This is a genomic window from Flagellimonas taeanensis, from assembly GCF_003584105.1.
In the GTDB taxonomy this organism is placed as follows: Bacteria; Bacteroidota; Bacteroidia; order Flavobacteriales; family Flavobacteriaceae; genus Flagellimonas; species Flagellimonas taeanensis.
The window spans coordinates 39,405-60,733 of sequence record NZ_QXFO01000024.1 but is presented as its reverse complement, the minus strand read 5'-3'; the positions used below and the strand labels follow the sequence as shown (position 1 = coordinate 60,733).

Annotated in this window: 23 protein-coding genes; 12 read left to right on the top strand and 11 right to left on the bottom strand. The window is 46.2% G+C overall.

The features are described 5' to 3' along the window. Positions 1 to 100: 100 nt before the first annotated feature. Positions 101 to 1,081 (bottom strand): pyruvate dehydrogenase complex E1 component subunit beta, encoded by a 981-nt coding sequence (locus D2V93_RS12285; RefSeq protein ID WP_072878403.1) that lies wholly within the window; start codon positions 1,079 to 1,081, stop codon positions 101 to 103. 172 nt (positions 1,082 to 1,253) lie between these two features. On the opposite strand from D2V93_RS12285, the gene D2V93_RS12280 reads away from it, so the two are divergent. From D2V93_RS12280 to D2V93_RS12235, 10 genes are all read left to right on the top strand, one after another. Continuing rightward, complete coding sequence (locus D2V93_RS12280; protein ID WP_119619715.1) at positions 1,254 to 2,000, top strand: electron transfer flavoprotein subunit beta/FixA family protein; 747 nt, start codon at positions 1,254 to 1,256, stop codon at positions 1,998 to 2,000. Between the two features lie 73 nt (positions 2,001 to 2,073). Beyond that, positions 2,074 to 3,042 (top strand): electron transfer flavoprotein subunit alpha/FixB family protein, encoded by a 969-nt coding sequence (locus D2V93_RS12275; protein WP_119619714.1) that lies wholly within the window; start codon positions 2,074 to 2,076, stop codon positions 3,040 to 3,042. 91 nt (positions 3,043 to 3,133) lie between these two features. Beyond that, positions 3,134 to 3,766, top strand: coding sequence for a bifunctional nuclease family protein (locus D2V93_RS12270; RefSeq protein ID WP_072878396.1), 633 nt, complete (start codon positions 3,134 to 3,136; stop codon positions 3,764 to 3,766). 6 nt (positions 3,767 to 3,772) lie between these two features. Next, a complete protein-coding gene (locus D2V93_RS12265; RefSeq protein WP_119619713.1) occupies positions 3,773 to 5,233 on the top strand; it encodes a NupC/NupG family nucleoside CNT transporter in 1,461 nt (486 codons plus the stop codon). A gap of 86 nt (positions 5,234 to 5,319) precedes the next feature. Next, a complete protein-coding gene (locus D2V93_RS12260) occupies positions 5,320 to 5,679 on the top strand; it encodes a four helix bundle protein (RefSeq protein WP_119619712.1) in 360 nt (119 codons plus the stop codon). A 137-nt stretch (positions 5,680 to 5,816) separates the two neighbouring features. Continuing rightward, positions 5,817 to 6,641: a thymidylate synthase gene (locus D2V93_RS12255; protein WP_119619711.1), complete on the top strand. Its 825-nt coding sequence runs from the start codon at positions 5,817 to 5,819 to the stop codon at positions 6,639 to 6,641. Between the two features lie 85 nt (positions 6,642 to 6,726). Further along, a complete protein-coding gene (locus D2V93_RS12250) occupies positions 6,727 to 7,599 on the top strand; it encodes a carboxypeptidase-like regulatory domain-containing protein (RefSeq protein ID WP_119619710.1) in 873 nt (290 codons plus the stop codon). A gap of 167 nt (positions 7,600 to 7,766) precedes the next feature. After that, positions 7,767 to 9,506: an amidohydrolase family protein gene (locus D2V93_RS12245; RefSeq protein WP_119619709.1), complete on the top strand. Its 1,740-nt coding sequence runs from the start codon at positions 7,767 to 7,769 to the stop codon at positions 9,504 to 9,506. 11 nt (positions 9,507 to 9,517) lie between these two features. Beyond that, positions 9,518 to 9,943, top strand: a complete 426-nt coding sequence (locus tag D2V93_RS12240) for a Dabb family protein (protein WP_119619708.1) — start codon at positions 9,518 to 9,520, stop codon at positions 9,941 to 9,943. Between the two features lie 60 nt (positions 9,944 to 10,003). Then, positions 10,004 to 10,300, top strand: coding sequence for a hypothetical protein (locus tag D2V93_RS12235; RefSeq protein WP_072878380.1), 297 nt, complete (start codon positions 10,004 to 10,006; stop codon positions 10,298 to 10,300). Between the two features lie 88 nt (positions 10,301 to 10,388). Here the strand turns inward: D2V93_RS12235 and D2V93_RS12230 are convergent, their stop codons facing one another. Both D2V93_RS12230 and D2V93_RS12225 read right to left on the bottom strand, forming a co-directional pair. After that, entirely contained in the window at positions 10,389 to 10,685 is a 297-nt protein-coding gene (locus D2V93_RS12230) for an isoamylase early set domain-containing protein (protein WP_072878378.1), read from the bottom strand. Positions 10,686 to 10,826: 141 nt separating this feature from the next. After that, entirely contained in the window at positions 10,827 to 11,921 is a 1,095-nt protein-coding gene (locus D2V93_RS12225) for an aminotransferase class V-fold PLP-dependent enzyme (protein ID WP_119619707.1), read from the bottom strand. Positions 11,922 to 12,140: 219 nt separating this feature from the next. Here D2V93_RS12225 and D2V93_RS12220 point away from each other — a divergent pair, with 219 nt between their 5' ends. After that, positions 12,141 to 12,533, top strand: a complete 393-nt coding sequence (locus D2V93_RS12220) for a 2TM domain-containing protein (RefSeq protein ID WP_119619706.1) — start codon at positions 12,141 to 12,143, stop codon at positions 12,531 to 12,533. Next, complete coding sequence (locus tag D2V93_RS12215; RefSeq protein WP_119619705.1) at positions 12,530 to 13,021, top strand: dihydrofolate reductase; 492 nt, start codon at positions 12,530 to 12,532, stop codon at positions 13,019 to 13,021. The genes D2V93_RS12220 and D2V93_RS12215 overlap by 4 nt, the downstream gene beginning before the upstream one ends. A 147-nt stretch (positions 13,022 to 13,168) precedes the next feature. Here the strand turns inward: D2V93_RS12215 and murI are convergent, their stop codons facing one another. From murI to D2V93_RS12175, 8 genes are all read right to left on the bottom strand, one after another. After that, positions 13,169 to 13,948 carry a glutamate racemase gene (murI, locus tag D2V93_RS12210; RefSeq protein ID WP_119619704.1) on the bottom strand — a complete coding sequence of 260 codons (780 nt, stop codon included), beginning with the start codon at positions 13,946 to 13,948 and terminating at the stop codon, positions 13,169 to 13,171. 87 nt (positions 13,949 to 14,035) lie between these two features. Continuing rightward, positions 14,036 to 14,545 carry an OmpH/Skp family outer membrane protein gene (locus D2V93_RS12205; RefSeq protein ID WP_072878368.1) on the bottom strand — a complete coding sequence of 170 codons (510 nt, stop codon included), beginning with the start codon at positions 14,543 to 14,545 and terminating at the stop codon, positions 14,036 to 14,038. 47 nt (positions 14,546 to 14,592) lie between these two features. After that, positions 14,593 to 15,426, bottom strand: coding sequence for an OmpH/Skp family outer membrane protein (locus tag D2V93_RS12200; protein WP_072878366.1), 834 nt, complete (start codon positions 15,424 to 15,426; stop codon positions 14,593 to 14,595). A 98-nt stretch (positions 15,427 to 15,524) separates the two neighbouring features. Then, entirely contained in the window at positions 15,525 to 18,200 is a 2,676-nt protein-coding gene (locus D2V93_RS12195; RefSeq protein WP_119619703.1) for a BamA/OMP85 family outer membrane protein, read from the bottom strand. Next, positions 18,172 to 18,912: an isoprenyl transferase gene (locus tag D2V93_RS12190; protein WP_119619702.1), complete on the bottom strand. Its 741-nt coding sequence runs from the start codon at positions 18,910 to 18,912 to the stop codon at positions 18,172 to 18,174. The genes D2V93_RS12195 and D2V93_RS12190 overlap by 29 nt, the downstream gene beginning before the upstream one ends. A gap of 2 nt (positions 18,913 to 18,914) precedes the next feature. Further along, complete coding sequence (gene porG / locus D2V93_RS12185; RefSeq protein WP_119619701.1) at positions 18,915 to 19,598, bottom strand: type IX secretion system protein PorG; 684 nt, start codon at positions 19,596 to 19,598, stop codon at positions 18,915 to 18,917. Between the two features lie 112 nt (positions 19,599 to 19,710). Next, the gene (locus D2V93_RS12180) at positions 19,711 to 20,592 is read right to left on the bottom strand and encodes an NAD kinase (protein WP_119619700.1); all 882 of its coding nucleotides are present in this window, start codon (positions 20,590 to 20,592) and stop codon (positions 19,711 to 19,713) included. Position 20,593: 1 nt separating this feature from the next. Continuing rightward, on the bottom strand, positions 20,594 to 21,250 hold the full coding sequence (locus D2V93_RS12175) for a CBS domain-containing protein (protein ID WP_072878355.1): 657 nt from the start codon (positions 21,248 to 21,250) through the stop codon (positions 20,594 to 20,596). Positions 21,251 to 21,329 lie beyond the last annotated feature (79 nt).

Sequence of the window (21,329 nt, the reverse complement as noted above, 5' to 3'; positions counted from 1 at the left end):
GGTCAAATTTGGTTCAAAAGTAGTTTCCTATCAAAAATTGTTCCCTAAAAAAGCCCCGACAACTCTGTTGACGGGGCTAATATACCTTAGAAATAGGATACTATAGCTTATATAACACTTTCTTAACAGCCTTGATCACGTCCTCGTGATTGGGCAACCATTCGGCCAAAAGTACAGGCGAATAGGGGGCTGGCGTGTCCGCAGTGTTTATTTTCACAATCGGTGCATCCAAATAATCGAATGCCTTGTCCTGAACGTGGTAGATGATTTCGGTTGCCACGTTACCAAACGGCCAAGCTTCTTCCAAAATCACCATTCTATTGGTTTTTTTCACAGAAGTGATGATGGTATTGATGTCCATCGGACGAACGGTACGCAAATCGATGATCTCGCAGCTGATACCTTCTTTTTCCAATTCCTCGGCTGCCTTGTAGGCTTCTTTGATGATTTTTCCAAAGGAAACAATGGTAACATCTGTTCCTTCCCTCTTGATATCGGCCACACCCAATGGAATGGTGTACTCTCCCTCGGGAACTTCCCCTTTGTCTCCATACATCTGCTCGGATTCCATAAAAATCACGGGGTCATCATCGCGAATGGCGGATTTCAACAAGCCCTTGGCATCGGCAGGGTTTGATGGCACCACTACCTTAAGACCGGGACAGTTGGCGAACCAACTTTCAAAAGCCTGGGAGTGCGTTGCGGCCAATTGCCCCGCAGAGGCCGTTGGTCCCCTGAACACAATCGGGCAGTTGAACTGCCCAGCTGACATTTGACGGATCTTGGCTGCATTGTTGATGATCTGGTCAATGCCCACCAAGGAGAAGTTGAAGGTCATGAATTCTATGATCGGTCTGTTCCCGTTCATGGCAGAGCCAACACCGATACCGGCAAAACCAAGTTCCGAGATTGGGGTGTCCAATACACGCTCGGGGCCGAACTCGTCCAACATTCCTTTGGAAGCCTTGTATGCACCGTTATATTCGGCAACTTCCTCCCCCATCAAATAAATGGTGTCGTCCCTTCTCATTTCCTCGCTCATGGCCTCGGCTATGGCTTCCCTGAATTGAATTGTCTTCATTATATCGTACTAATATGATTCGTCAGTATGCTTAAAAATGCAAGCAAAAATAGGAAAAACTAAAAGAACAAAGCTTTGGATGAAACTAAAAAAAAGAACAAAATTTACTATGCATGCATAGTAAATTTTAGATTTATATGACTATATTTGAAACCATAAACCTTAAGCATATATGAAGATTCTAGTTTGCATCAGTAACGTACCGGATACTACGTCCAAGATAAACTTTACGGAAGGTGATACTAAATTTGACACAAACGGGGTCCAGTTTGTTATCAATCCAAATGATGAGTTTGGCTTGACACGCGCCATGTGGTTCAAGGAGAAACAGGGTGCCGCTGTCCATGTGGCCACTGTGGGCGGTGCACAGACAGAGCCTACCATACGAAAAGCGTTGGCCATTGGGGCCGATGAGGCCATCCGTGTGAACGCAGAGCCCACCGATGGTTTTTTTGTAGCCAAACAGTTGGCCGAAGTGGTCAAAAATGGCGGGTACGACCTGGTCATCGCAGGAAGGGAATCCATTGACTATAACGGAGGAATGGTTCCTGGCATGCTGGCAACCTTGTTGGACATGAACTTCGTGAACACCTGTATCGGGCTGGAAATTGATGGCAACAATGCCATCGCCATGCGCGAAATCGATGGAGGAAAGGAAAAGATCAATACTACGTTGCCCTTGGTCATCGGCGGACAGAAAGGACTAGTCCAGGAAAGCGACCTCCGCATTCCCAACATGAGGGGAATCATGATGGCACGCCAAAAAGCCCTTAACGTGATAGAACCTGTGGAAGCCCCACAACCCACCCAGGACCAGAAATTTGAAAAACCTGCTCCTAAAGGTGCGGTCAAGTTGATCGATGCGGACAATGTAGGCGAACTAGTAGCCCTTTTGCACAACGAAGCGAAAGTCATCTAAACAACAACATCAAGATCCCAACCCCAAGACCCATTTGGAAATCGGGATTTGAACATTGAAAATTTCAAAAAATATGTCAGTTTTAGTATATACCGAATCCCTTAAGGGAAAATTCAAGAAAAATGCCTTTGAAGTGGCTTCCTATGCCCACAAAGTGGCCCAAGATATGGGCACAAGTGTCACAGCAGTCACCTTCAACACCAATGACGATGCCTCCTTGGGCAACTATGGCGTGTCCAAGGTCCTAAAAATAGCAGACGACAAACTGGAAACCTTCAACGCAAAGGCCTATGCTGATGCACTCGCGCAAGCTGCCGAGGCCGAAGGTGCCAAGGTCATCATATTGAGTTCCAGTGCCGACAGCAAGTTCTTGGCGCCCATACTCACCACCAAATTGAATGCAGGCTATGTGCCGAATGTAGTCGCCGCCCCGGACAGCATCTCTCCTTTTGTGGTCAAAAGGACCGCTTTCAGCAACAAGGGGTTTGCCCACACCGAAATCAGTGCGGACATCAAGATCATCGGGGTGTCCAACAATGCTTTCGGCGTTGTGGAAAACGGAGGCTCTGCCGCTGTGGACAGTTTCAGTCCTTCGTTGAAAGATGGCGATTTTGCAGTGAAATCCGTGGAAGTGGACAGAGTGGTCGGAAAAGCGACCATTGCGGATGCCGATATCGTGGTATCCGGCGGAAGAGGGCTTAAAGGCCCGGAAAACTGGGGAATGATCGAAGAACTCGCCGATGTTCTAGGGGCCGCAACGGCATGTTCCAAACCGGTATCCGATCTTGGATGGCGTCCACATGGCGAACACGTGGGCCAAACCGGGAAGCCCGTGGCAAGCAATCTTTATATAGCCATCGGCATCTCAGGAGCCATACAACATTTGGCCGGGGTAAGTGCCTCCAAGACCAAAGTGGTCATCAACAACGATCCTGAGGCCCCCTTCTTCAAGGCGGCCGATTACGGCATTGTCGGGGACGCCTTCGAGGTAGTGCCCAAGCTCATCGAAAAATTAAAGGAATTTAAAGCCCAAAACGCTTAAATTTTGTTAATTTGCCCATTGCAAGGGGCTGTTCAGATAACTGGCATTGCCGCTTATTTGAACGGCCCTTTGGGGTTTTTAGGAGGAGAATATGAGCTTAGTTCGATTAAAAATAAAGGGAATATCATACAGTCAAACACAAAATGGCGCTTATGCCCTTATTTTAAATGAGGTTGATGGAGACAGGAAACTACCCATTGTCATAGGGGCATTCGAGGCACAATCCATTGCCATAGCCCTTGAAAAGGAAATCAAACCACCAAGACCACTCACCCATGATCTGTTCAAGAATTTTGCGGATAGGTTCCAGATTGTGATCAAGCAGGTCATTATCCATAAATTGGTGGATGGTGTTTTCTACTCCAGCATCATTTGTGAACGCGATAATGTGGAAGAGATCATAGATGCAAGGACCAGTGATGCCATTGCCCTTGCCCTTCGCTTTGATGCTCCCATCTTCACGTACAAGACCATTTTGGACAAAGCCGGCATCTTCCTAAAATTCTCATCGAAGGAAGACGAGGAAAAGGATGAGGACGACAGCATCGTGGTGGACGAAATCCTTCAAGAAGGGGAAGCCGTGGAGATTGAATCCGGAGCGGCCTCCCACGGATACCGCGAAATGTCCCTCGATGAACTCCACAAAGAACTGGATAAGGCCGTGGCCAATGAGGACTACGAAAAGGCCGCCAAACTTCGGGATGAAATTTCCAAGCGCAAATAAACGTACATGGCGAAAAAGACCAACTGTTTTCTGATATTCCTGCTCCTCTGTTCGGTCGCTTTCGGCCAAAATTCCCTACCCACAGATTCCCTCAATGTCGCCATAGGCACCACTATCGTTGACGACATTTCGACACAACATACTTCGGGCATTGTCCCCAACCAAGGATTTTCCTTCAACACCCTTTGGCGGGGTGCACTGGGAATGGCTGTCTTGATCTTGATCTCGTTTCTGTTCAGTTCCAATCGCAAGGCCATCAATTGGAAAACGGTGGGTATTGGCTTGGCACTCCAACTTTTGATCGCCATTGGGGTATTGAAAGTACCCTTTGTTCAGTACATTTTTGAAAAAATAGGCGAGGTCTTCGTCAGTATCCTTGAATTTACGAGGGCCGGAAGTCGGTTCCTCTTTGAAGGTCTTGTGGTGGACATGGATACCTTTGGCTACATTTTTGCCTTTCAGGTACTTCCTACCATCGTGTTCTTCTCCGCCCTTACCTCTGTGCTTTTTTACCTGGGCATCATCCAAAAAGTGGTAAAAGGCATGGCTTGGTTACTCTCCAAATCCCTTGGCATTTCCGGAGCGGAAAGCCTTTCCGTGGCCGGTAATATTTTCTTGGGACAGACCGAGGCCCCGCTTCTGATCAAGGCCTATCTCGAAAAAATGAACAAGTCCGAGATCCTCTTGGTCATGGTCGGAGGAATGGCCACTGTGGCCGGCGCCGTACTGGCCGCCTACATTGGTTTTTTAGGTGGGGACGACCCTGAATTGCGATTGGTCTTTGCCAAACACCTTTTGGCCGCATCCGTTATGGCCGCACCAGGTGCCATTGTGATTTCTAAAATATTGTATCCTCAGACCGAAGCTGTCAATACCGATGTCAAGGTCTCTACAGAAAAAATCGGCGCCAACATTTTGGACGCCATTGCCAATGGGACCACCGAAGGATTGAAGCTGGCCCTGAACGTGGGTGCCATGCTCTTGGTCTTTGTGGCCTTTATCGCCATGATCAACGGCATTCTGGGCTGGGTCGGTGACCTTACCACTTTCAACAATTGGATTGCAGCCAATTCCCCATACGATAGTTTTTCGCTCGAAGCTATACTCGGTACGGTGTTCGCGCCCCTCATGTGGCTCATCGGGGTGGCGAACGAGGATGTTATGCTCATGGGACAACTGTTGGGCATCAAACTGGCGGCCAGTGAGTTCGTGGGATACATCCAACTGGCGGAACTCAAAAATATGGCCAGCGGCATGCACTTTACCTACAACAAATCGGTCATCATGGCCACCTATATGCTCTGCGGCTTTGCCAACTTCGCTTCCATCGGCATCCAGATCGGTGGGATAGGCTCCTTGGCCCCAGGTCAGCGCAAGACCCTTTCCGAATTTGGGATGAAGGCCGTTCTGGGCGGTTCCTTGGCCTCTTTACTTTCCGCTACCATTGCCGGGATGATTTTGGGGTAAAGGGTAAAGGGCAAAAAGGTAAAAGGGCTTTTCACCAATCATAAAAATTTAGAATTCAACCTCGGAATTTTTAAACATATATAGTTATGCGAAATTTTCGAGAGTTAACCGTCTGGAAAGATGGTCGAATTTTAGTGAAAGAAGTTTACACGCTCACTAAGCTGTTACCAGATTCCGAACGATTTGGATTGATATCCCAGGCAAATAGAAGCGTGATTTCCATTCCTGCCAATATTGCGGAAGGTTGCGGCAAATATTCCGAAAAGGATTTTGTTCGATTTCTTCAAATTAGCCTTGGGTCGGCCTACGAATTGGAAAACCACTTGATCCTTTGTCAAGATTTAGGCTTTCTTTCTCCTGACGCAGCAGATTGTGTTATAGAAAAGATTCAAAGACTGCAACAGAAAATCGTATCGTTCATCAAACACATCAAATCAAAACATTGACCTTTCACCCTTCACCTTTTACCTTTTACCCTTTAGCTTTCCCTCCACCCTTCCCCCTTCTTCGTTGATAAAATATTCATAAGTCGACCCATTGACCTATTGCCCTTTTACCTGCAAGCATTTACCTTTAACCCATTATGAAACAGTACCACGACCTCCTCAAACACGTATTGGAACACGGCAACCAGAAAGGCGACCGTACAGGCACAGGGACCTTGAGCGTTTTTGGCTATCAGATGCGATTTGACCTTTCCGAAGGGTTTCCCATGGTGACCACGAAAAAACTACACCTAAAATCCATCGTGCACGAACTGTTGTGGTTTTTGAAGGGCGACACGAACATCCAGTACCTTCAGGAGAACGGAGTGCGCATTTGGAACGAGTGGGCCGATGACAACGGCGACCTTGGACCGGTCTATGGCCACCAATGGCGCAACTGGAACAGTGAGGAGATCGACCAGATCAAGGAAGTGATCGAGACCTTGAAACACAACCCGAACAGCCGTCGTATGCTGGTCTCCGCTTGGAACCCCAGCGTATTGCCGGACACTTCGGTGTCGTTTGCGGAAAATGTGGCCAACGGAAAAGCCGCCCTTCCCCCCTGCCATGCCTTTTTCCAGTTCTATGTGGCCGATGGCAAACTCTCCTGCCAATTGTACCAGCGCAGTGCGGACATCTTTTTGGGCGTGCCCTTCAACATTGCCTCTTACGCCTTGTTCACCTTAATGATGGCCCAAGTATGTGGTTACCAGCCCGGGGAGTTCATCCACACCTTTGGTGATGCGCATATCTACAACAACCATAGGGAGCAGGTGGAACTGCAATTGAGCCGTGACCCCCGCCCCTTGCCTACCATGAAGCTGAACCCCGAAGTGAAGGACATCTTTGCATTTACCTTTGATGATTTTGAGCTCTTGAACTACGACCCACACCCACATATCAAAGGGGTTGTGGCGGTGTGATTCACTTTTATGTTTTTTTTGGAGCAATAGATGTGTCCATTTTACAGGAACATACGCATATTAGCTATTTGAAATAAGCTCTAATATGAAAAGATTTCCTACGATCGTATTGATTCTAGCCCTTAGTAAAATAGGATATTGCCAAAGCAAACAGGTTGTAGGCGAAGTAAGGAACTTTGAAAACAATGAACCTTTGCCCTATGTCAATATCGGAATTGCCAATAAAACGGTTGGGACAGTTTCCAATGAAAATGGATTTTTCAAACTTGACATAAATGAAAGAACAACATCAAGAGACACCGTCACTTTCTCATACATAGGTTTTAAAACCGAAAAATACTTGGTCTCGGATTTGAGCAATCAAAAGAGGACAATTTTATTGCGCCCACAGCATACAGAGTTGGACGAAGTAATAGTGACCTCAAAAAAAATAGAGCTGAAACAAAGAAAGATAGGAAGAACATCCAAAGGCCTTGGATTGATGCACTCAAATTTCTACTCTTACTACGAAAAAGATATCGATGACCGTTTGAGTAAAGAAAGAGGAATGAAGTTCAAGATCAGAAAAAACTGCCACATCCAGGATTTGAATTTCAACATTACCTCGAATGACTTCAAATCCCTGAAATTCAGGGTAAATTTCTACAAGATTGAAAATGGGCTTCCAACAGAATTGGTAGTTAAAAAAAATATTGTTTTTGAAATCAAGGACAATTTTTTAGGATGGTTCAAAGTAGATTTGGAACCCTACAGTATCTATCTCGAAGAAGAAGTTGAAGAAATTGCTGTAACCATACAATGGGTCGAAAGTGAAAAAGCAGATACAAAAAGCAAGTACTTTGCCATTTCAACTGCCAGTTCTCCGACCCATACGGCCTATTTTAGGGAAAAAGCCATGGACAACTGGACCAAAGGAGGGCAAAGTTTAAGTTTCTATCTAAATGCCTTGTGTGAATAAAAGACTGTTCTAAAAACTATCTCTTTATCCTGTTCCCCCACCAACGCCAAGGAATCTCCAACCCAACACACCACCCTGCCCAAAAAATCAGTATCTTCCCTCTTACAATCCCATCGCTACGAGACGGTTAGCTGTGATTGTACTCAAAAAACACCAACCTCCATCCTATGACACGAAAACATCTTTTGGCCTGCGCCTTTCTGATCAGCTCGTTTTCCCTGTTCGCACAAACCTACATCTTCCATGTGACCGTGGCCGATGTGGAAAAACAACGATTGCTGCCCGATCAGACCGTGGTAATCACCGATGGCCTGATTTCCAACATCAAAAAAAGCAGTAGCATCAAAATTCCACAAAATGCGACCGTAATCGACGGGAAGGGCAAATTTCTTTTTCCCGGCCTTGTGGATGCGCATATCCATTTCTCCCAAAATGGGGGCCTGTACACCCGCCCGGATGCCATCGACCTGAGAAAATATATGGGCTACAACGACGAAATTGCGCTTGCAAAATCCGACATGGAGACCAAATTGAAGCGATACCTCCAAAACGGGATCACCACGGTGGTGGATGTGGGCTCTACCTTCAATTTGCTCGACGCAAGAAATGATTTCAAGGATAATGCCGCTACGCCCCAAATATTCATGACGGGACCCCTATTGACCACTTACGAGCCGGCAGCTTTGGCGAACCTCGGAAATGATGGGGTTTTTACCTTGACAAAGACCATTGAAGAGGGCGTCAAGGGCGTCCGGCAACAATTGCCCCACCAACCGGACTTTATCAAAATATGGTACATCGCAGGGGCGGACGGGTTGAGTGTGGAGGAAAGTGCGCGCAAAAACCTGCCCATTGTAAAAGCGATCATTGAAGAGGCCCACAAGCACAATTTGAAGGTGGCAGTCCATGCCACGGAACGGATCACAGCACAATTGGCCGTTGAAAACGGTGCCGATTTCTTGGTCCATAGTGTGGATGACGAGGTCATAACGGACGATTTTGTGGCTTTGCTGAAGAAAAACAACGTGGCCCTCTGCCCAACACTGGTCGTTCCGGGCGGATACATGGACACTTTTGGCCAAAAACTGGATTTTGACACCCACGATCTCCAAAAAGCCGACCCTTATCAATTAGGAACGCTATTGGACCTGAAACACTTGCCCGAGACCACGCTCATCGAGAATTACAAAAATTATGCAAACGACCCGAAGAATGTTGCCAAACTCAAAAAGAGCGACTCCATCTCAAGGGTCAACCTGAAAAAGTTGTCCGATGCGGGCGTTTTGATCGTGACCGGAACGGATGCCGGAAATATTGGCACCTTGCATACTTCGTCCTACCTGCCCGAACTGAAGGCCATGAAAGAGAGCGGCATGAGCAACTGGGACATCATGCAGGCTTCCACTGTAAACGGAGCAAAGCTCTTCGGCAAGGAAAATGAGTTTGGAACGGTGACTACGGGAAAAAAGGCAAATCTTCTGCTCTTGGATGCAAACCCGATCGAGGACCTCGGAAATATCACCCAAATACATACGGTCTTCAATCAAGGTGAGGCTTTCAATCCCAACGACGTTTTGCAAGATTCCCCGACCGATCTGGCGCAACGACAACTGAACGCCTACAATTTGGGCAATATTGAGGCCTTTCTGGAACCCTATGCCGAGGATGTGGAAGTCTATGCTTTCCCCAACCAACTGCTCTATAAAGGAAAAGAAACAATGAGAAAACAGTACGCCCAAATGTTTGAAAACACCCCAGATTTGCATTGCGAACTCAGGGAGCGAATTGTTCAGGGCAATGTGGTGATCGATAAAGAGCGGGTTCAATTTGGCACGGAAACCGTAGAGGCAGTCGCCATGTACCACGTTGAAAATGGCAAGATAAAAAAAGTGTATTTTATTCAATAAGAGAACAACACATGAAAACCATCTCCATCTCCCTTTTTGCCGCACTGCTATTGATGGGCTGTGGCAATTCCACCCAAAAAGAAACCACCGAAAAATCGAAAGAGACCGTGAAAAAAACCGAAGAAACCGCCACCCGTCAGTTGCGTCATGTGGTGCTGTTCAAATTTAAGGAGACCTCCACCGCTGACGACATTGAGCAGGTAAAACAGGCCTTTGATGCCCTTCCCGCAAAAATTCCACTCATCAAAGGGTACGAATGGGGACTGAACAATAGTCCGGAAAACCTGAACAAAGGTTTTACCCATTGCTTTTTCCTCACGTTCAGCAGTGAGGCTGACCGCGATGCCTATCTCCCCCATCCCGACCATAAGGTTTTTGGGGACATTGCGGGCCCGCACATCGAGGATGTCCTTGTGGTGGATTACTGGACCGAATAAATTGTGGAGTTGATTTATTTTGGCTTCCCTGTCCCAGCAAATTTTTTTAAAACCTACACTATGAACCGCTTTGAACTGTACGGTAAGATCAAAGAAATACAATCGGACCCTATTCGGGAAATGGCCTATTATCTGGCGGATGAAAAACGGATTGCCATCACCTCTTTTGGGCTGGCCTGGTCCAAAGCAACTGCACCTTGGATCTATTTTGATACGGTTCTGGATGTGGAGGGGTTACAATCCCAGTTTGGATTGGGCGAAAACATGGAAGTCCATGAAAACCTAGACCCCAAATCCGGACTTGAAAGGGGTTTTGTGGACCGAACAACCGGAGAAGGGCTGATGGGTAAAATTTGACGGCCCAAAACCCTTTGAGTGGAAGAATTGCCCCAATAAAAAAACCACCATCAGTCTTTGGGGAATCCTGATGGTGGCTTGCATGTCTTTATACTTCCAAAACGGCGTTCTCGGTGCCTGCATACTCGTTCCACTGGAAACGGTCGGCCTCCTCGTCGTTGGTATAGGAACCGTCTATCAGATATCTGAACTCGTAGCTGTTCTCCATCGGAAGTTCGAAGGTTCCTTTGAAAGTCCCGTTCTTCAACTTCTTCAGTTCGCTCGCAGTAGGGTTCCAATTGTTGAAATCACCGACTACGGCAACGGTCTCTGCCTCATCTGCGGGAACGGTGAAGGTCACCTTACAGATAGGCTTGCTCTTTAGGTATTGTTTCTTAATAGCCATGGTACCAAATAATTTAATTCCGGTACAAAGCAATACATAAAACTGCTTACTTACAATTAGTTAGCACCGATTTATCAAATTGATAAAATGTACCTAACCCTAAGGTTACTTTTATCAAATTAAATTATGGTTTTTTACCAATTATCGTTTTGACAACCAACGTTTTAGAAGTGTGCCAATCACATCGATTTCCTCCTCTGTATTGTAAAAATGGAAGCTGAGACGTATGCCGCCGCCCCGCGGGGAAGCCACGATGTTCTCCTCGTTCAACCTATTGAAGAGCTTTTCATCCCCCTTGATATTGAATATGGTGCTGTGCTGTTTTCTTTGTACAATATAGGGCTCCAACAGGTCAAGTTCAGAGAAGGTCCGCATTGCCTTCGCAGAGAGCTTTTGCAGTTGTGTCTGCACATTTTCCAGACCGATATCCTCCAAAAAGTGGAGCGCAAACTCCAGACTGCCAAAGTTGAGGGAATCCAAGTGGCCGGGTTCCAAGAACTTGCAGAACGAAATGTTGTTGCGTTGGGAAACATCGTTGTTCACGGAGCCATTGCCGATGCCCTTCAGGTCAAATTGGTCCTTCACCCCGTCCTTTACCAGAAAAAATCCGTTGCCATAGCCTGCCAAGAGCCATTTGTAGGCACTTGTTCCCAAAATGTCGATGCCCGATGCTTCAAAATCAAACTCTTCCACACCACAATATTGGGTACCATCGGCAATAATCATCAGATTGGGAAAATCCTTTTTCAACTCCTTTAAAAAATCAAGGTCGATACGCACGCCGTTCACCCATTGCACCAAGCTCAGGGCCAGTACGTCAATCTTTCCCGATTTGACCTTTTCGCGGATATTCGCTTCCATGTCCGCATCGATATCCACATATTCCCTTTTAAAATTTCGGGTCTCGAAAGGCCAGTTCACGGATGGATAATCGCTTTGGAGCAACAGCACTGTTTTGTCCTTGGGCAGGCCCTCCAACAAGAGGTTCAGCCCCAGACTGAAGTTGGGTACAAGTGCCACGTTTTCGGGATTGCAATGAAAAAACTTTCCGACCACTTTCTTGATCTCGGGCATATGGGCAAATCCCTTGTTCTTCATTTTACTCCCACCAATGAGGTAGTCCAGGTCGTGTCCCTGTCGCCATTCCATCAGATCTTCGCTCAATAGCCCTGCCGAGGCGGTATTGGCATAGATACACTGCTTGAGTACGGGGAATTTTTTTCTTAGGTTCTGCATTGCAAATGTTTTGGATACAATTCCTTTATTCATTTATTTATTATATAAACTGTACCAGTTGTCATGATAAGTCGCATCAATGTTGGTTTTTGTCCTCTTGAGCGCAGTCGAAAGGCGGACAAAACATCTCGACTGCGCTCGATGTGACATCCGAATAGACCACTGGCACAATTAGACGATACAATTTCCTTTATATTTGTTGTTAAAGATAGCCATTCCATGTTGTCATTCGGAAAAAAGAAGAAACCTGAAATAGATCTGGAACAGCACGAACTTTTGGAGAATGCCCACAAGCGCATCAAACAAAAGAAACGGTTGTTTTCCCACTTTGTCATCTTTTTGGTCGGCAGCGTCTTTTTGGTGCTGATCAACAAGATCTTGAAATATGGGGAGACGTACGATTGGTTTATATGGGCCATCCTCATCTGGGCATTCCTTTTCGTCATCCACGCCGTCAATGTGTTCGTGACCCATAGGTTCATGGGACAGGACTGGGAGCGGGCACAACGTGAAAAACTGGTCGCACTGCAAAAGAAACGCATAACGGAGATCCAAAAGGAAATAGAGACCGATTTCCCACTTTCTGGCATCAATAAAAAAAAAGATCAATGAAGCGATTGATCATCATTGCCGCTGCTGCGGAAAACAATGCCTTGGGCAAGGACAACGATTTGGTGTGGCATCTTCCTGACGATTTTAAACGGTTCAAGGCCCTGACCACAGGACATCAGATCATTATGGGACGGAAGACCTTGGAGAGTTTCCCCAAACCCCTCCCCAATCGTGAGCATATTGTGATAACCCGAGACACCGATTATAGCCCTAAATTTCCCTGTACAGTGACGCACTCCTTGGAAGAAGCCATTGAATTGGTCAAGGAAGGGGAAACGGCCTTTATCATCGGTGGGGGTGAAATCTACAAACAGTCCATGCGGTTTGCCACGGACATAGAACTGACCCGGGTGCACGGTATTTTTGAGGCCGATACTTTTTTTCCAAAGATCGATGAAAGCCAATGGGAATTGCTGAACGAGGAGTACCATCCAAAGGATGACACGCACCGATATGCCTTTACCTATCTCACCTATCGAAGAAAATAAAACATTAAAGAGTCTTTCATGCCCGTTGAGTCAAGAGATTCCCATTGAAACAAATTGCACGAATCATCACAAATACATTGGAATGACACTTGAACTTGTGCTTGATAATGCACCAAGTCAGTATTTTATTTGTTCAACTTTCACTGATCAAAAATCTAGGTAGGAGACTTGGGCCTTGGGGCAATCGATCAAACTTTTCAAGACTTCAACATCTTTGTTGGAATAAAAAATAAATGACGGGGCACCTCCATAGGTCCGTAGTACGCCATTTTTTTCCAGGACGGCCTTGGTCTGCCGCGCCACTGCCTCGCCCGAATCAATGATGGTGATGTCCTCGGGCAATAGTTCCTTCAGCACGGGCAGCAAGTAGGGATAATGCGTACAACCCAACACAAGGCAGTCTATGTGCTGTGCCAACATGGGGCGTAGAAATTCTTCCAATAGGGCGCGCATTTCCTTTGATCGGACCTTTCCCGCCTCAATGAGCTCCACTAGCCCCTTACCTTCCTGCTCCAAGACGGTTATGCCCTCGGCAAACAGTTTGGAGGTATTGTGGAAGAGACTGCTGGAAAGGGTTCCTTTGGTGGCCAGGACCCCCACTTTTTTGGTCTTGGTCTGCAATGCGGCTGGCTTGATGGCGGGTTCTATGCCAATGAAGGGAACATCGTAATTGGCCCTTAAGTAATCTATCGCATTGGTGGTGGCGGTGTTACAGGCCACTACGATGATCTTGCTGCCCCTGTCCAACAAAAACTCCGTGTTCTTGATGCTGAGGCGAAGGATTTCCTCTTTGGATTTCTCCCCATAGGGGGCATTGGCACTGTCGGCAAGGTATAAGGTGTGTTCAGCGGGCAGCATTTTGTGGATTTCCTTCCAAATGGAAGTGCCTCCTACACCCGAGTCGAAAATGCCTATTGGTAAGTCCATACCCAAAAATAAAGACTAAAAAGTTCATGTAACAAAAAAACCGCTTCTCCTACTGAAAAGCGGTTTTTAAATTGTATAAGATATGGCTTAGAAGCCCAATTCTTTCTTTACTTCGGGCAAAAGGTCTTTGCCTTTGGCCACGATAAGGCTCAATCCTGGGCTGGCATCGATCACATAGTCGAAACCTTGTGCAGCGGCCACTTTTTCGATGGCTGCTTTGGCTTTGTCAGAGATAGGTGCGAACAGCTCTTGTTGTTTTTTTTGCATTTCCTGCATGGCAGCCTGTTCAGCCTCTTGGATGTTTCTTTCAAATCCTTGAAGTTCCAACGCCCTTTGCTCATTTTCCTCGTTGGTCTTGGAAGTGGCCTCGTTTTGGTATTGGGTCAGCTTATTTTGAAGCTCTTTCATGGAATTTTGTATGTCTGCCCTATAGGTTTCCTGCAATTTCTTCAACTCTGCCTGTGCGGCCTTCATCTCCGGCATATCAGACAATAGTTGCTGTACATTGATGTGTGCAACCTTGCTCTGCGCGCTCATAAAACCCGTAGCCGCTACAAACAATACAAGGGCCACCGCAATCCTTTTTACATTTCTCATGGTTCTAAGTTACTATTTTGATGTTAAATTTAGTGTTTCAATATATGTTATTCTATTGAATCTTTTTGTTGTTCCTGCGCTTTTTTCCGTTCGTCCAACTTGGCATCACGTTTGGCCTCGCGCTCTTCCAATAATTTTTTCCTTCGTTCTTCGTAAGCTTTCTTACGTTCTTCCCTGAGCCTCAACTGTTCGGCCCTTCTGTCTTCCACAGCTTTGGCATTGGCCTGTTGTATGGAATCCGTCCTCTGTTGGCGTTCCAACAGGGCCTCACTTATTTCTTCCTCTTCGTCCCCTTCCTCTTCAATAAACTGATCCAATCGGTTCTGCTGTTCTTGTTTTCTGTTGGAGGCACTTACTTTCCTGGTACGTGCTATTTCCCTTAAAACCAAGTCGCTGACGTCGTGTCTTTTTTCGGAGTACAACATTACAACATCTGCCGATTTATCAAAAATAAAATCGTATCTTTTATTGGCGCCGATTTTCTGCACTTCGTTGAAAACCTGGTCCTGAATGGGCTGTATCAATAGTTGTTTCTGCATCACCAAATCTCCCTTTGGCCCGAAACGGTCTTGTTGATAATCCAGCATCTCCTTTTCCAAGATTTGGATCTCTTCTTCCCGCTCGGCGATAAGCTCATCCGTGAGGAGCACTTTTTCTGCCATCAGGTCTTTCTTCATTTGTTCGATGGCGCTCTGCTTCAGCTCTATCTCCTGCTTCCATTTCTGCGCCTTGATGTCCAGCTGTTCGGTAGCATCTCTATATTCCTCCACATTATCCAGGATATACTCCATATCCACGTATCCTATGCGTACGCCACGTTGGGAAAATCCATAAAGGGACGACATCAGGACCATCAATGACAAAAGAACTTTTGTATTCATCTTTACTTCCGCTTTTTACATAGAAAATATCGTGCCAAAATAAACAATCCATTTATAATGAGCTGTTTAAAACATATCAAGACACTATTTTCCCTTGATTAAAACTGCTGCCCGATGATGAAGTGCGTTTGCCAGCCGCTTGGTCCGACCGATCCAGGTCTGGCATCGCTATCAAAGCCATAACCAAAATCGATTCCCAAGAGTCCGAATGCCGGCATAAAAATACGTAGCCCCACTCCGGCAGATCTTTTTATCTCAAACGGATTATAGTCATTAAAATTGTTGAACGAGTTCCCTGCTTCCAAAAATGTGAGTCCATAAATGGATGCGGAGGGTTTCAACGTGAACGGATAACGGAGCTCCAAGGAGAATTTATTGTATATGGTGCCCCCCTCTTGCTCCAATCTTCCAGTTATGGCATTGTTGATGTATGGGGTCAAGGACTGGTTCTCGTATCCACGCAACTGCACAATATCCCTACCGTCCAACGTGAAGTTTCCAAGACCGTCACCACCCACGTAGAACCGCTCAAAGGGCACATCCCCGATATCGTGGTTATAGGCTCCCAAAAATCCAAACTCGGCATTGGTACGAAGTACCAATTTGTCCACCAAACGGGTGTACCAATCACCTTTGAACTTGATCTTGTAAAACTCCAACAATTTGAAACGTTCCTCTTCCAATCTTTCCAAATCGCCTCTGAGTTGAGTATATTCCAATTGTTCTTCTGCGCTAGCATTGTTAGGGTCTCCAATTTCCCTCAACCTAACTGTGGTAGCATCGATGTCCTCCTTGATTTGCTTAAAGTCCTTGGCTCCAAAAAGAGAATAGGGAGGCGTAAACTTGGCCGTAAGTTCAAAGTTGGAACCTGTCATCGGGAAAATCCTACTGGGACCTTGGGAACTCCTGGAAATTCCTATGGTATAGTTAATGGAATTGGAACTACCATTTCCAAAGTTGAACAGACCACTGTTGTAATCGTTGAAATCGTATCGCTGGTAACTCACCGCATGGGATATGGTAAAGAAGTCATCGGGCCATTGTACCCTTTTAGCCAATCCGGCCGAAACTCCGGTGATAGCAAAGCCCCTTGATTTGTCCACATCTATCCTGCCCCTGCTGTCATAGCCCGTGGCGAATTGCTGTGTCCTTGATAGGGACAGGTTGAACCTTACCGGCTTTTTACCTCCCAACCAAGGTTCGGAGAAATTCAAGCTATACACCCTAAAGGTTCTACTGGCCTGCAAACGCAGGGCAAAGGTCTGTCCATCTCCCATAGGCACAGGTTTGTATGCCTCGCCGTTGAAAATATTCTTCAATGAAAAATTGCTGAAGGAAAGTCCAAGGGTACCGATGAAGCCTCCGCCACCAAAACCACCCTGTAGTTCTATCTGACTGGAACCTGCCTCCACCAAACTGTACTGGACATCCACTGTACCGGCATTCGGGTCTGGATTGATGATGTCCGGTTTTATCTGTTCCGCATCGAAAAATCCAAGTTGGCCCAATTCGCGGATACTCCTTACTATATTGTCCTTGCTGTATTTTTGACCAGGTCTTGTGCGCAGTTCCCTAAAGATCACATGGTCATTGGTCTTGTCGTTGCCCACTACGGTCACGTGGTCCAAAAAGGTTTCCTTGCCCTCAATGATCCTTATCTCAAAATCGATGGTGTCGTTCACTGCGGAAACTTCCACAGGATTGATGCTGGAAAAGAGATATCCGTTGTTCTGGTACTGGTTGGTCAAATCTATGGCATCGGGCTTACTATCGTCGGCAATCCGTTCCTTTAACAATACCCCGTTGTAAGTGTCACCTTTCTTGATTCCCAATATCTGGCCCAACTGCCTATCGGTATAGACGGTGTTCCCTACAAAGTCGATGTCCCCGAAATAATATTTATTGCCTTCTTCGAGCTTTATCTTCAGGTCGATGTTGTTCTCATCAACTTTAGTAAAGGTATCCATCAAGATACGGGCATCCCTGTAGCCCCGTTCGGCATAAGTGTCCATCAAATTGGACAGGTCTTCCCTATAATCTTCTTCGATATACTTTGATTTTTTCCAGAACCTATAGAATTTCTTCTTTTTGGTCTTTTTCAAGGATTTGCGAAGCCTCTTGTCCGAAAGCTGTTCATTGCCCTCAAAAACGATCTTCCTAATCTTGACCTTATCCCCTTTGTTCAAGTTGATCACCATGTTCTGGACGTTGACCCCCGAGGTATCGGCAGCGGTGGCTATGTTCACCTTTGCATTCAGGTACCCTTGCTTCTTGTACTTGTTCTGCAGGTAGTTCTTGGTATTGGCAATAAGGCTTTCCGTTATTTTTTTGCCCTTTTTCAGGTCGGTATCGTTGATGATGTCCTCTACTTTACGCTTCTTGACACCATAAACTGTGACATTGTTCAGGGTAGGGCGTTCCTGGATATAGAGCTCCAAAAAAATCTTGTCTCCTTCGACCTTGGTATAGTACATCTCCACATTGCTGAAGAGATCGAGGCCCCACAATTTTTTGATCACGGCACTGATCTCATCCCCGGGCACCGTTATGGGTTGGCCTACACGCAATCCAGTATACGTTTTCACGGTCTGCTCGTTGTAGCTCTGCAGCCCGGTGACCGTCAAATCTCCCAAGATATATTGCTTTCCGTCCTCAAAAGAGGTTTCTTGGGCCAAGGCCTGACCGGAAAAAAATAATAGGGGGAGAAGTAGTTTAAGGTATGAATGTATAGAGTTCCTAATGCCCTTAATTGAGTTGTTCGCTAGTTTTTCCAAATCGTCGTTCTCTATTTTGGTAACTTAATATTGCTTCTACCAAATGATGCTCTCTAAAATCCGGCCAAAATACATCAATAAAATATAATTCGGCATATGCAATCTGCCAAAGTAGAAAATTGCTTATTCTACATTCGCCACTGGTGCGGATCAGCAGGTCCACATCGGGCAGGAAATGCGCGTAAAGATGTGTATTTATAACGGCTTCGTCAATATTTTCAGGTGAAATTATATTATTTTTAACTTTGGTCGCAATCTGCTGTACGGCTGTTTTTATCTCTTCCCGCGAGCCATAGCTGAGGGCCAGGGTAACTGTCATCCCTGTATTTTTTGATGTTTTCGAAATGACCTCTTCCAATTCCTTGCGCACTTTTTCGGGCAAAGTGTCCATTTTACCGATGGCCTTCAACCGTATGTTGTTCTTGTGCAGGGTCTTGAGTTCTTTTTTCAGCGCGGTCACCAAAAGTCTCATCAAGGTGTCCACCTCAACCTTTGGGCGGTTCCAGTTTTCTGTGGAAAAAGCGTATAAGGTCAAAAAAGGAATCTGGAGCTTGGCGCAGCTCTCCACGGTTTGCCTTACGGACTCCACACCGTTCTCATGGCCAAATACCCTGAGTTTGCCCCGTTGCTTGGCCCAACGGCCATTGCCGTCCATGATGATGGCCACGTGTTGGGGAAGTCTGTCCTTGTTTACGTCTTCTAGTGTGTGCATCCTTATTGAAAACAATCCTGGCAGGGCTTGCGTCCAAAGGTGTACGTCAACGTAAACCCTGTAAAGACATACCAGTCATCGCTCAATATGTTCCCGAACCTGAATTGCTCAAAATTGGAGCCTTCGGGATTGCTTGCGTCCAAATTGTCCGTAAACGTGTACCTGGCCCCAATTTCGGCGCCAAGAATCAGGAATTGATTTAACCGATACTTTGCCCCAACCGTCATTGGAATTGCAAAACTACCTTCTTTTTGGTTAATATCCTGCACTTGAAGGGCATCAATGTAATTAAAATCGTATCTGAAGTAGGTAAGGCCTGTGTAAAGATAAGGCGTGAAGGCCGGTCCGAGTTTATGCAGATTATATTCCACAAAGTTGATTTCCAGACCCAAAGAGGCTTCCAGGACAGAATTGTCCACAACATAGGCCCGTTGTTGCCTGGATTCCATGCTGGATTTTGTGTCGTCAGCCGTAAAGTCACCGTAGATGACACTGGCGCGCCAAGCATACCTTTTGCTCTTGTTCCATTTGAAGATCCCGCCGAAGGCCGGACCGGAAGGCAATATATAGTTGGTCCTTCCCACATCGCCCACCATATTGGCACCACCGGCAAACACCCCCACCTCATAGGTCTGGGCACCAAGCTTGACCACACAGCATAGAAAAACAGCCAAAACTATCCGCATACTATCCAAAAAATTTCACGTGTTAAGAGTAAAGGAAGGTCAATAAGTACGATGTTTGCATTGTTCTCCTTTGTTAAACAGTTTTTCGCTCCTTTTATTGTTTTTGATGGGTTCAATTGCGCCTATCCTCTCCCCAAAGTAGTTTGTTGCGCAACGTTTTCAAGAAGCTTTCCGATTTGTACTCTATCATTTTTATGACAACGTCCGATTTTCTGATCTTGATTTCCTTGCCATTGGGAATATCGGCTATCCTGGAATCCAAGGACACCAAATGGGTCTTTTCCCTTCCGGATACCTTCAACCTGATCTGGGTGTCGTCGGAAATGACCAAGGGCCTTGCATTCAGGTTGTGCGGGGCAATCGGGGTAAGCACCAATGACTTTGCCGTTGGCGCGATCACCGGTCCGCCACAGCTCAGGGAGTAGCCCGTAGATCCCGTGGGAGTGGAGACAATCAGTCCGTCCGCCCAATAGGAAGTGAGGTATTCATCGTTCAGGTAGGTTTCCACAGTGATCATGGAAGTGGTGTCCTTGCGGCTGACGGTTACTTCGTTCAGTGCAAAGTTGAGCCCGTTGAATTCGTCCAAGTCGGAGTTCAGCTCCACCTCCACCAAAGTTCTTTCCTCAATGGTATAGTGCCCGGCCACAAATTCCGTGACCAATTTGCGTACGTTTTCCTTTTTGAAGGTGGACAGAAAGCCCAACCTACCCGTATTCACCCCCACAATGGGAATGCCCAGGTCCTTAATATAGGTAACGGCCCGCAGCATGGTCCCGTCGCCCCCAAAACTCACGAACATGTCAAAAGTGGAATCCAATCCTTTGGATTGGGAAAAGGTACCTTGGATATGTCCACTTGTGGAAGTGGAGACCAAATGGTTGAATTTTTCCTCTACAAATATGCTGGCACTCAGCTTTTCCAGCTCTTCCAGCAATTCTTCCACACAACGTTTATCCTCCTCCAGAAAAGTTTGACCGTAAATGGCTACCTTCATGCTATACGTTGAGATATTTTTCCAAATAGTCCGATCGTTGTTTCAGGTCTTCCAAGAACTGGTCGTCGCTGTTTCCAAAGATGATGCTGTAGTTGTACCGCCTAAAGGTCTGTGTCACCTCATTGAGGCTTTGTGTGCCGATCTTAAGGGTAATCTGTACCACATCGTTCTCAGAATCCGTGATGAAGGCCCCCAACAACCGGGCATTGTTGCTTTCCACGATCTGGGCTATCTCACTGAAGGAATAGTCCTTGATTCCCGTGGATACCACAAGAATGGCGCCGGGTTCTTTAAAAAATGGGGTGTCTATGAAAACGCTGACAATATCTTCGAGGTTATAATAGCCTAGGACAATCTGGTTCTCGTCCAAAACGGGCAAGATGTTGGACCCGTTCCTGGAGAACATTTCCAACACGTCCAGCCATGCTGTTTCCTTGACCACAAAGAAACTTTCCAGTTCGTACCTAAATTCCTCCACGGTTTTGCCCGGTTCAAAACAGGCAAGGTCATTCTCCGACAACATTCCTAAATAAACCCCATTCTCTGTCACGGCCACATGGGAAAAAGTGGTCTCCTCAAAAAACTTGATGACATCCTTCAAGGTTTCCGAAACCTCAAAAATGGGAACATTGGTCACAATTTGGTCTTGTATGTACATGACAGTGGTATTAGGTGCAAAATACTAATTTAAAATGGCAAAAGGCGTGCCTAATCCTTATTTTTGCCTATCTAAAAAA

What these genes read in the sequence shown, in the direction of transcription:
- D2V93_RS12285 (WP_072878403.1), bottom strand. Translation starts at nt 1,081, where the DNA reads ATGAAGACAATTCAATTCAGGGAAGCCATAGCCGAGGCCATGAGCGAG.
- D2V93_RS12280 (WP_119619715.1), top strand. Translation starts at nt 1,254, where the DNA reads ATGAAGATTCTAGTTTGCATCAGTAACGTACCGGATACTACGTCCAAG.
- D2V93_RS12275 (WP_119619714.1), top strand. Translation starts at nt 2,074, where the DNA reads ATGTCAGTTTTAGTATATACCGAATCCCTTAAGGGAAAATTCAAGAAA.
- D2V93_RS12270 (WP_072878396.1), top strand. Translation starts at nt 3,134, where the DNA reads ATGAGCTTAGTTCGATTAAAAATAAAGGGAATATCATACAGTCAAACA.
- D2V93_RS12265 (WP_119619713.1), top strand. Translation starts at nt 3,773, where the DNA reads ATGGCGAAAAAGACCAACTGTTTTCTGATATTCCTGCTCCTCTGTTCG.
- D2V93_RS12260 (WP_119619712.1), top strand. Translation starts at nt 5,320, where the DNA reads ATGCGAAATTTTCGAGAGTTAACCGTCTGGAAAGATGGTCGAATTTTA.
- D2V93_RS12255 (WP_119619711.1), top strand. Translation starts at nt 5,817, where the DNA reads ATGAAACAGTACCACGACCTCCTCAAACACGTATTGGAACACGGCAAC.
- D2V93_RS12250 (WP_119619710.1), top strand. Translation starts at nt 6,727, where the DNA reads ATGAAAAGATTTCCTACGATCGTATTGATTCTAGCCCTTAGTAAAATA.
- D2V93_RS12245 (WP_119619709.1), top strand. Translation starts at nt 7,767, where the DNA reads ATGACACGAAAACATCTTTTGGCCTGCGCCTTTCTGATCAGCTCGTTT.
- D2V93_RS12240 (WP_119619708.1), top strand. Translation starts at nt 9,518, where the DNA reads ATGAAAACCATCTCCATCTCCCTTTTTGCCGCACTGCTATTGATGGGC.
- D2V93_RS12235 (WP_072878380.1), top strand. Translation starts at nt 10,004, where the DNA reads ATGAACCGCTTTGAACTGTACGGTAAGATCAAAGAAATACAATCGGAC.
- D2V93_RS12230 (WP_072878378.1), bottom strand. Translation starts at nt 10,685, where the DNA reads ATGGCTATTAAGAAACAATACCTAAAGAGCAAGCCTATCTGTAAGGTG.
- D2V93_RS12225 (WP_119619707.1), bottom strand. Translation starts at nt 11,921, where the DNA reads ATGCAGAACCTAAGAAAAAAATTCCCCGTACTCAAGCAGTGTATCTAT.
- D2V93_RS12220 (WP_119619706.1), top strand. Translation starts at nt 12,141, where the DNA reads ATGTTGTCATTCGGAAAAAAGAAGAAACCTGAAATAGATCTGGAACAG.
- D2V93_RS12215 (WP_119619705.1), top strand. Translation starts at nt 12,530, where the DNA reads ATGAAGCGATTGATCATCATTGCCGCTGCTGCGGAAAACAATGCCTTG.
- murI (WP_119619704.1), bottom strand. Translation starts at nt 13,948, where the DNA reads ATGGACTTACCAATAGGCATTTTCGACTCGGGTGTAGGAGGCACTTCC.
- D2V93_RS12205 (WP_072878368.1), bottom strand. Translation starts at nt 14,545, where the DNA reads ATGAGAAATGTAAAAAGGATTGCGGTGGCCCTTGTATTGTTTGTAGCG.
- D2V93_RS12200 (WP_072878366.1), bottom strand. Translation starts at nt 15,426, where the DNA reads ATGAATACAAAAGTTCTTTTGTCATTGATGGTCCTGATGTCGTCCCTT.
- D2V93_RS12190 (WP_119619702.1), bottom strand. Translation starts at nt 18,912, where the DNA reads ATGCACACACTAGAAGACGTAAACAAGGACAGACTTCCCCAACACGTG.
- porG (WP_119619701.1), bottom strand. Translation starts at nt 19,598, where the DNA reads ATGCGGATAGTTTTGGCTGTTTTTCTATGCTGTGTGGTCAAGCTTGGT.
- D2V93_RS12180 (WP_119619700.1), bottom strand. Translation starts at nt 20,592, where the DNA reads ATGAAGGTAGCCATTTACGGTCAAACTTTTCTGGAGGAGGATAAACGT.
- D2V93_RS12175 (WP_072878355.1), bottom strand. Translation starts at nt 21,250, where the DNA reads ATGTACATACAAGACCAAATTGTGACCAATGTTCCCATTTTTGAGGTT.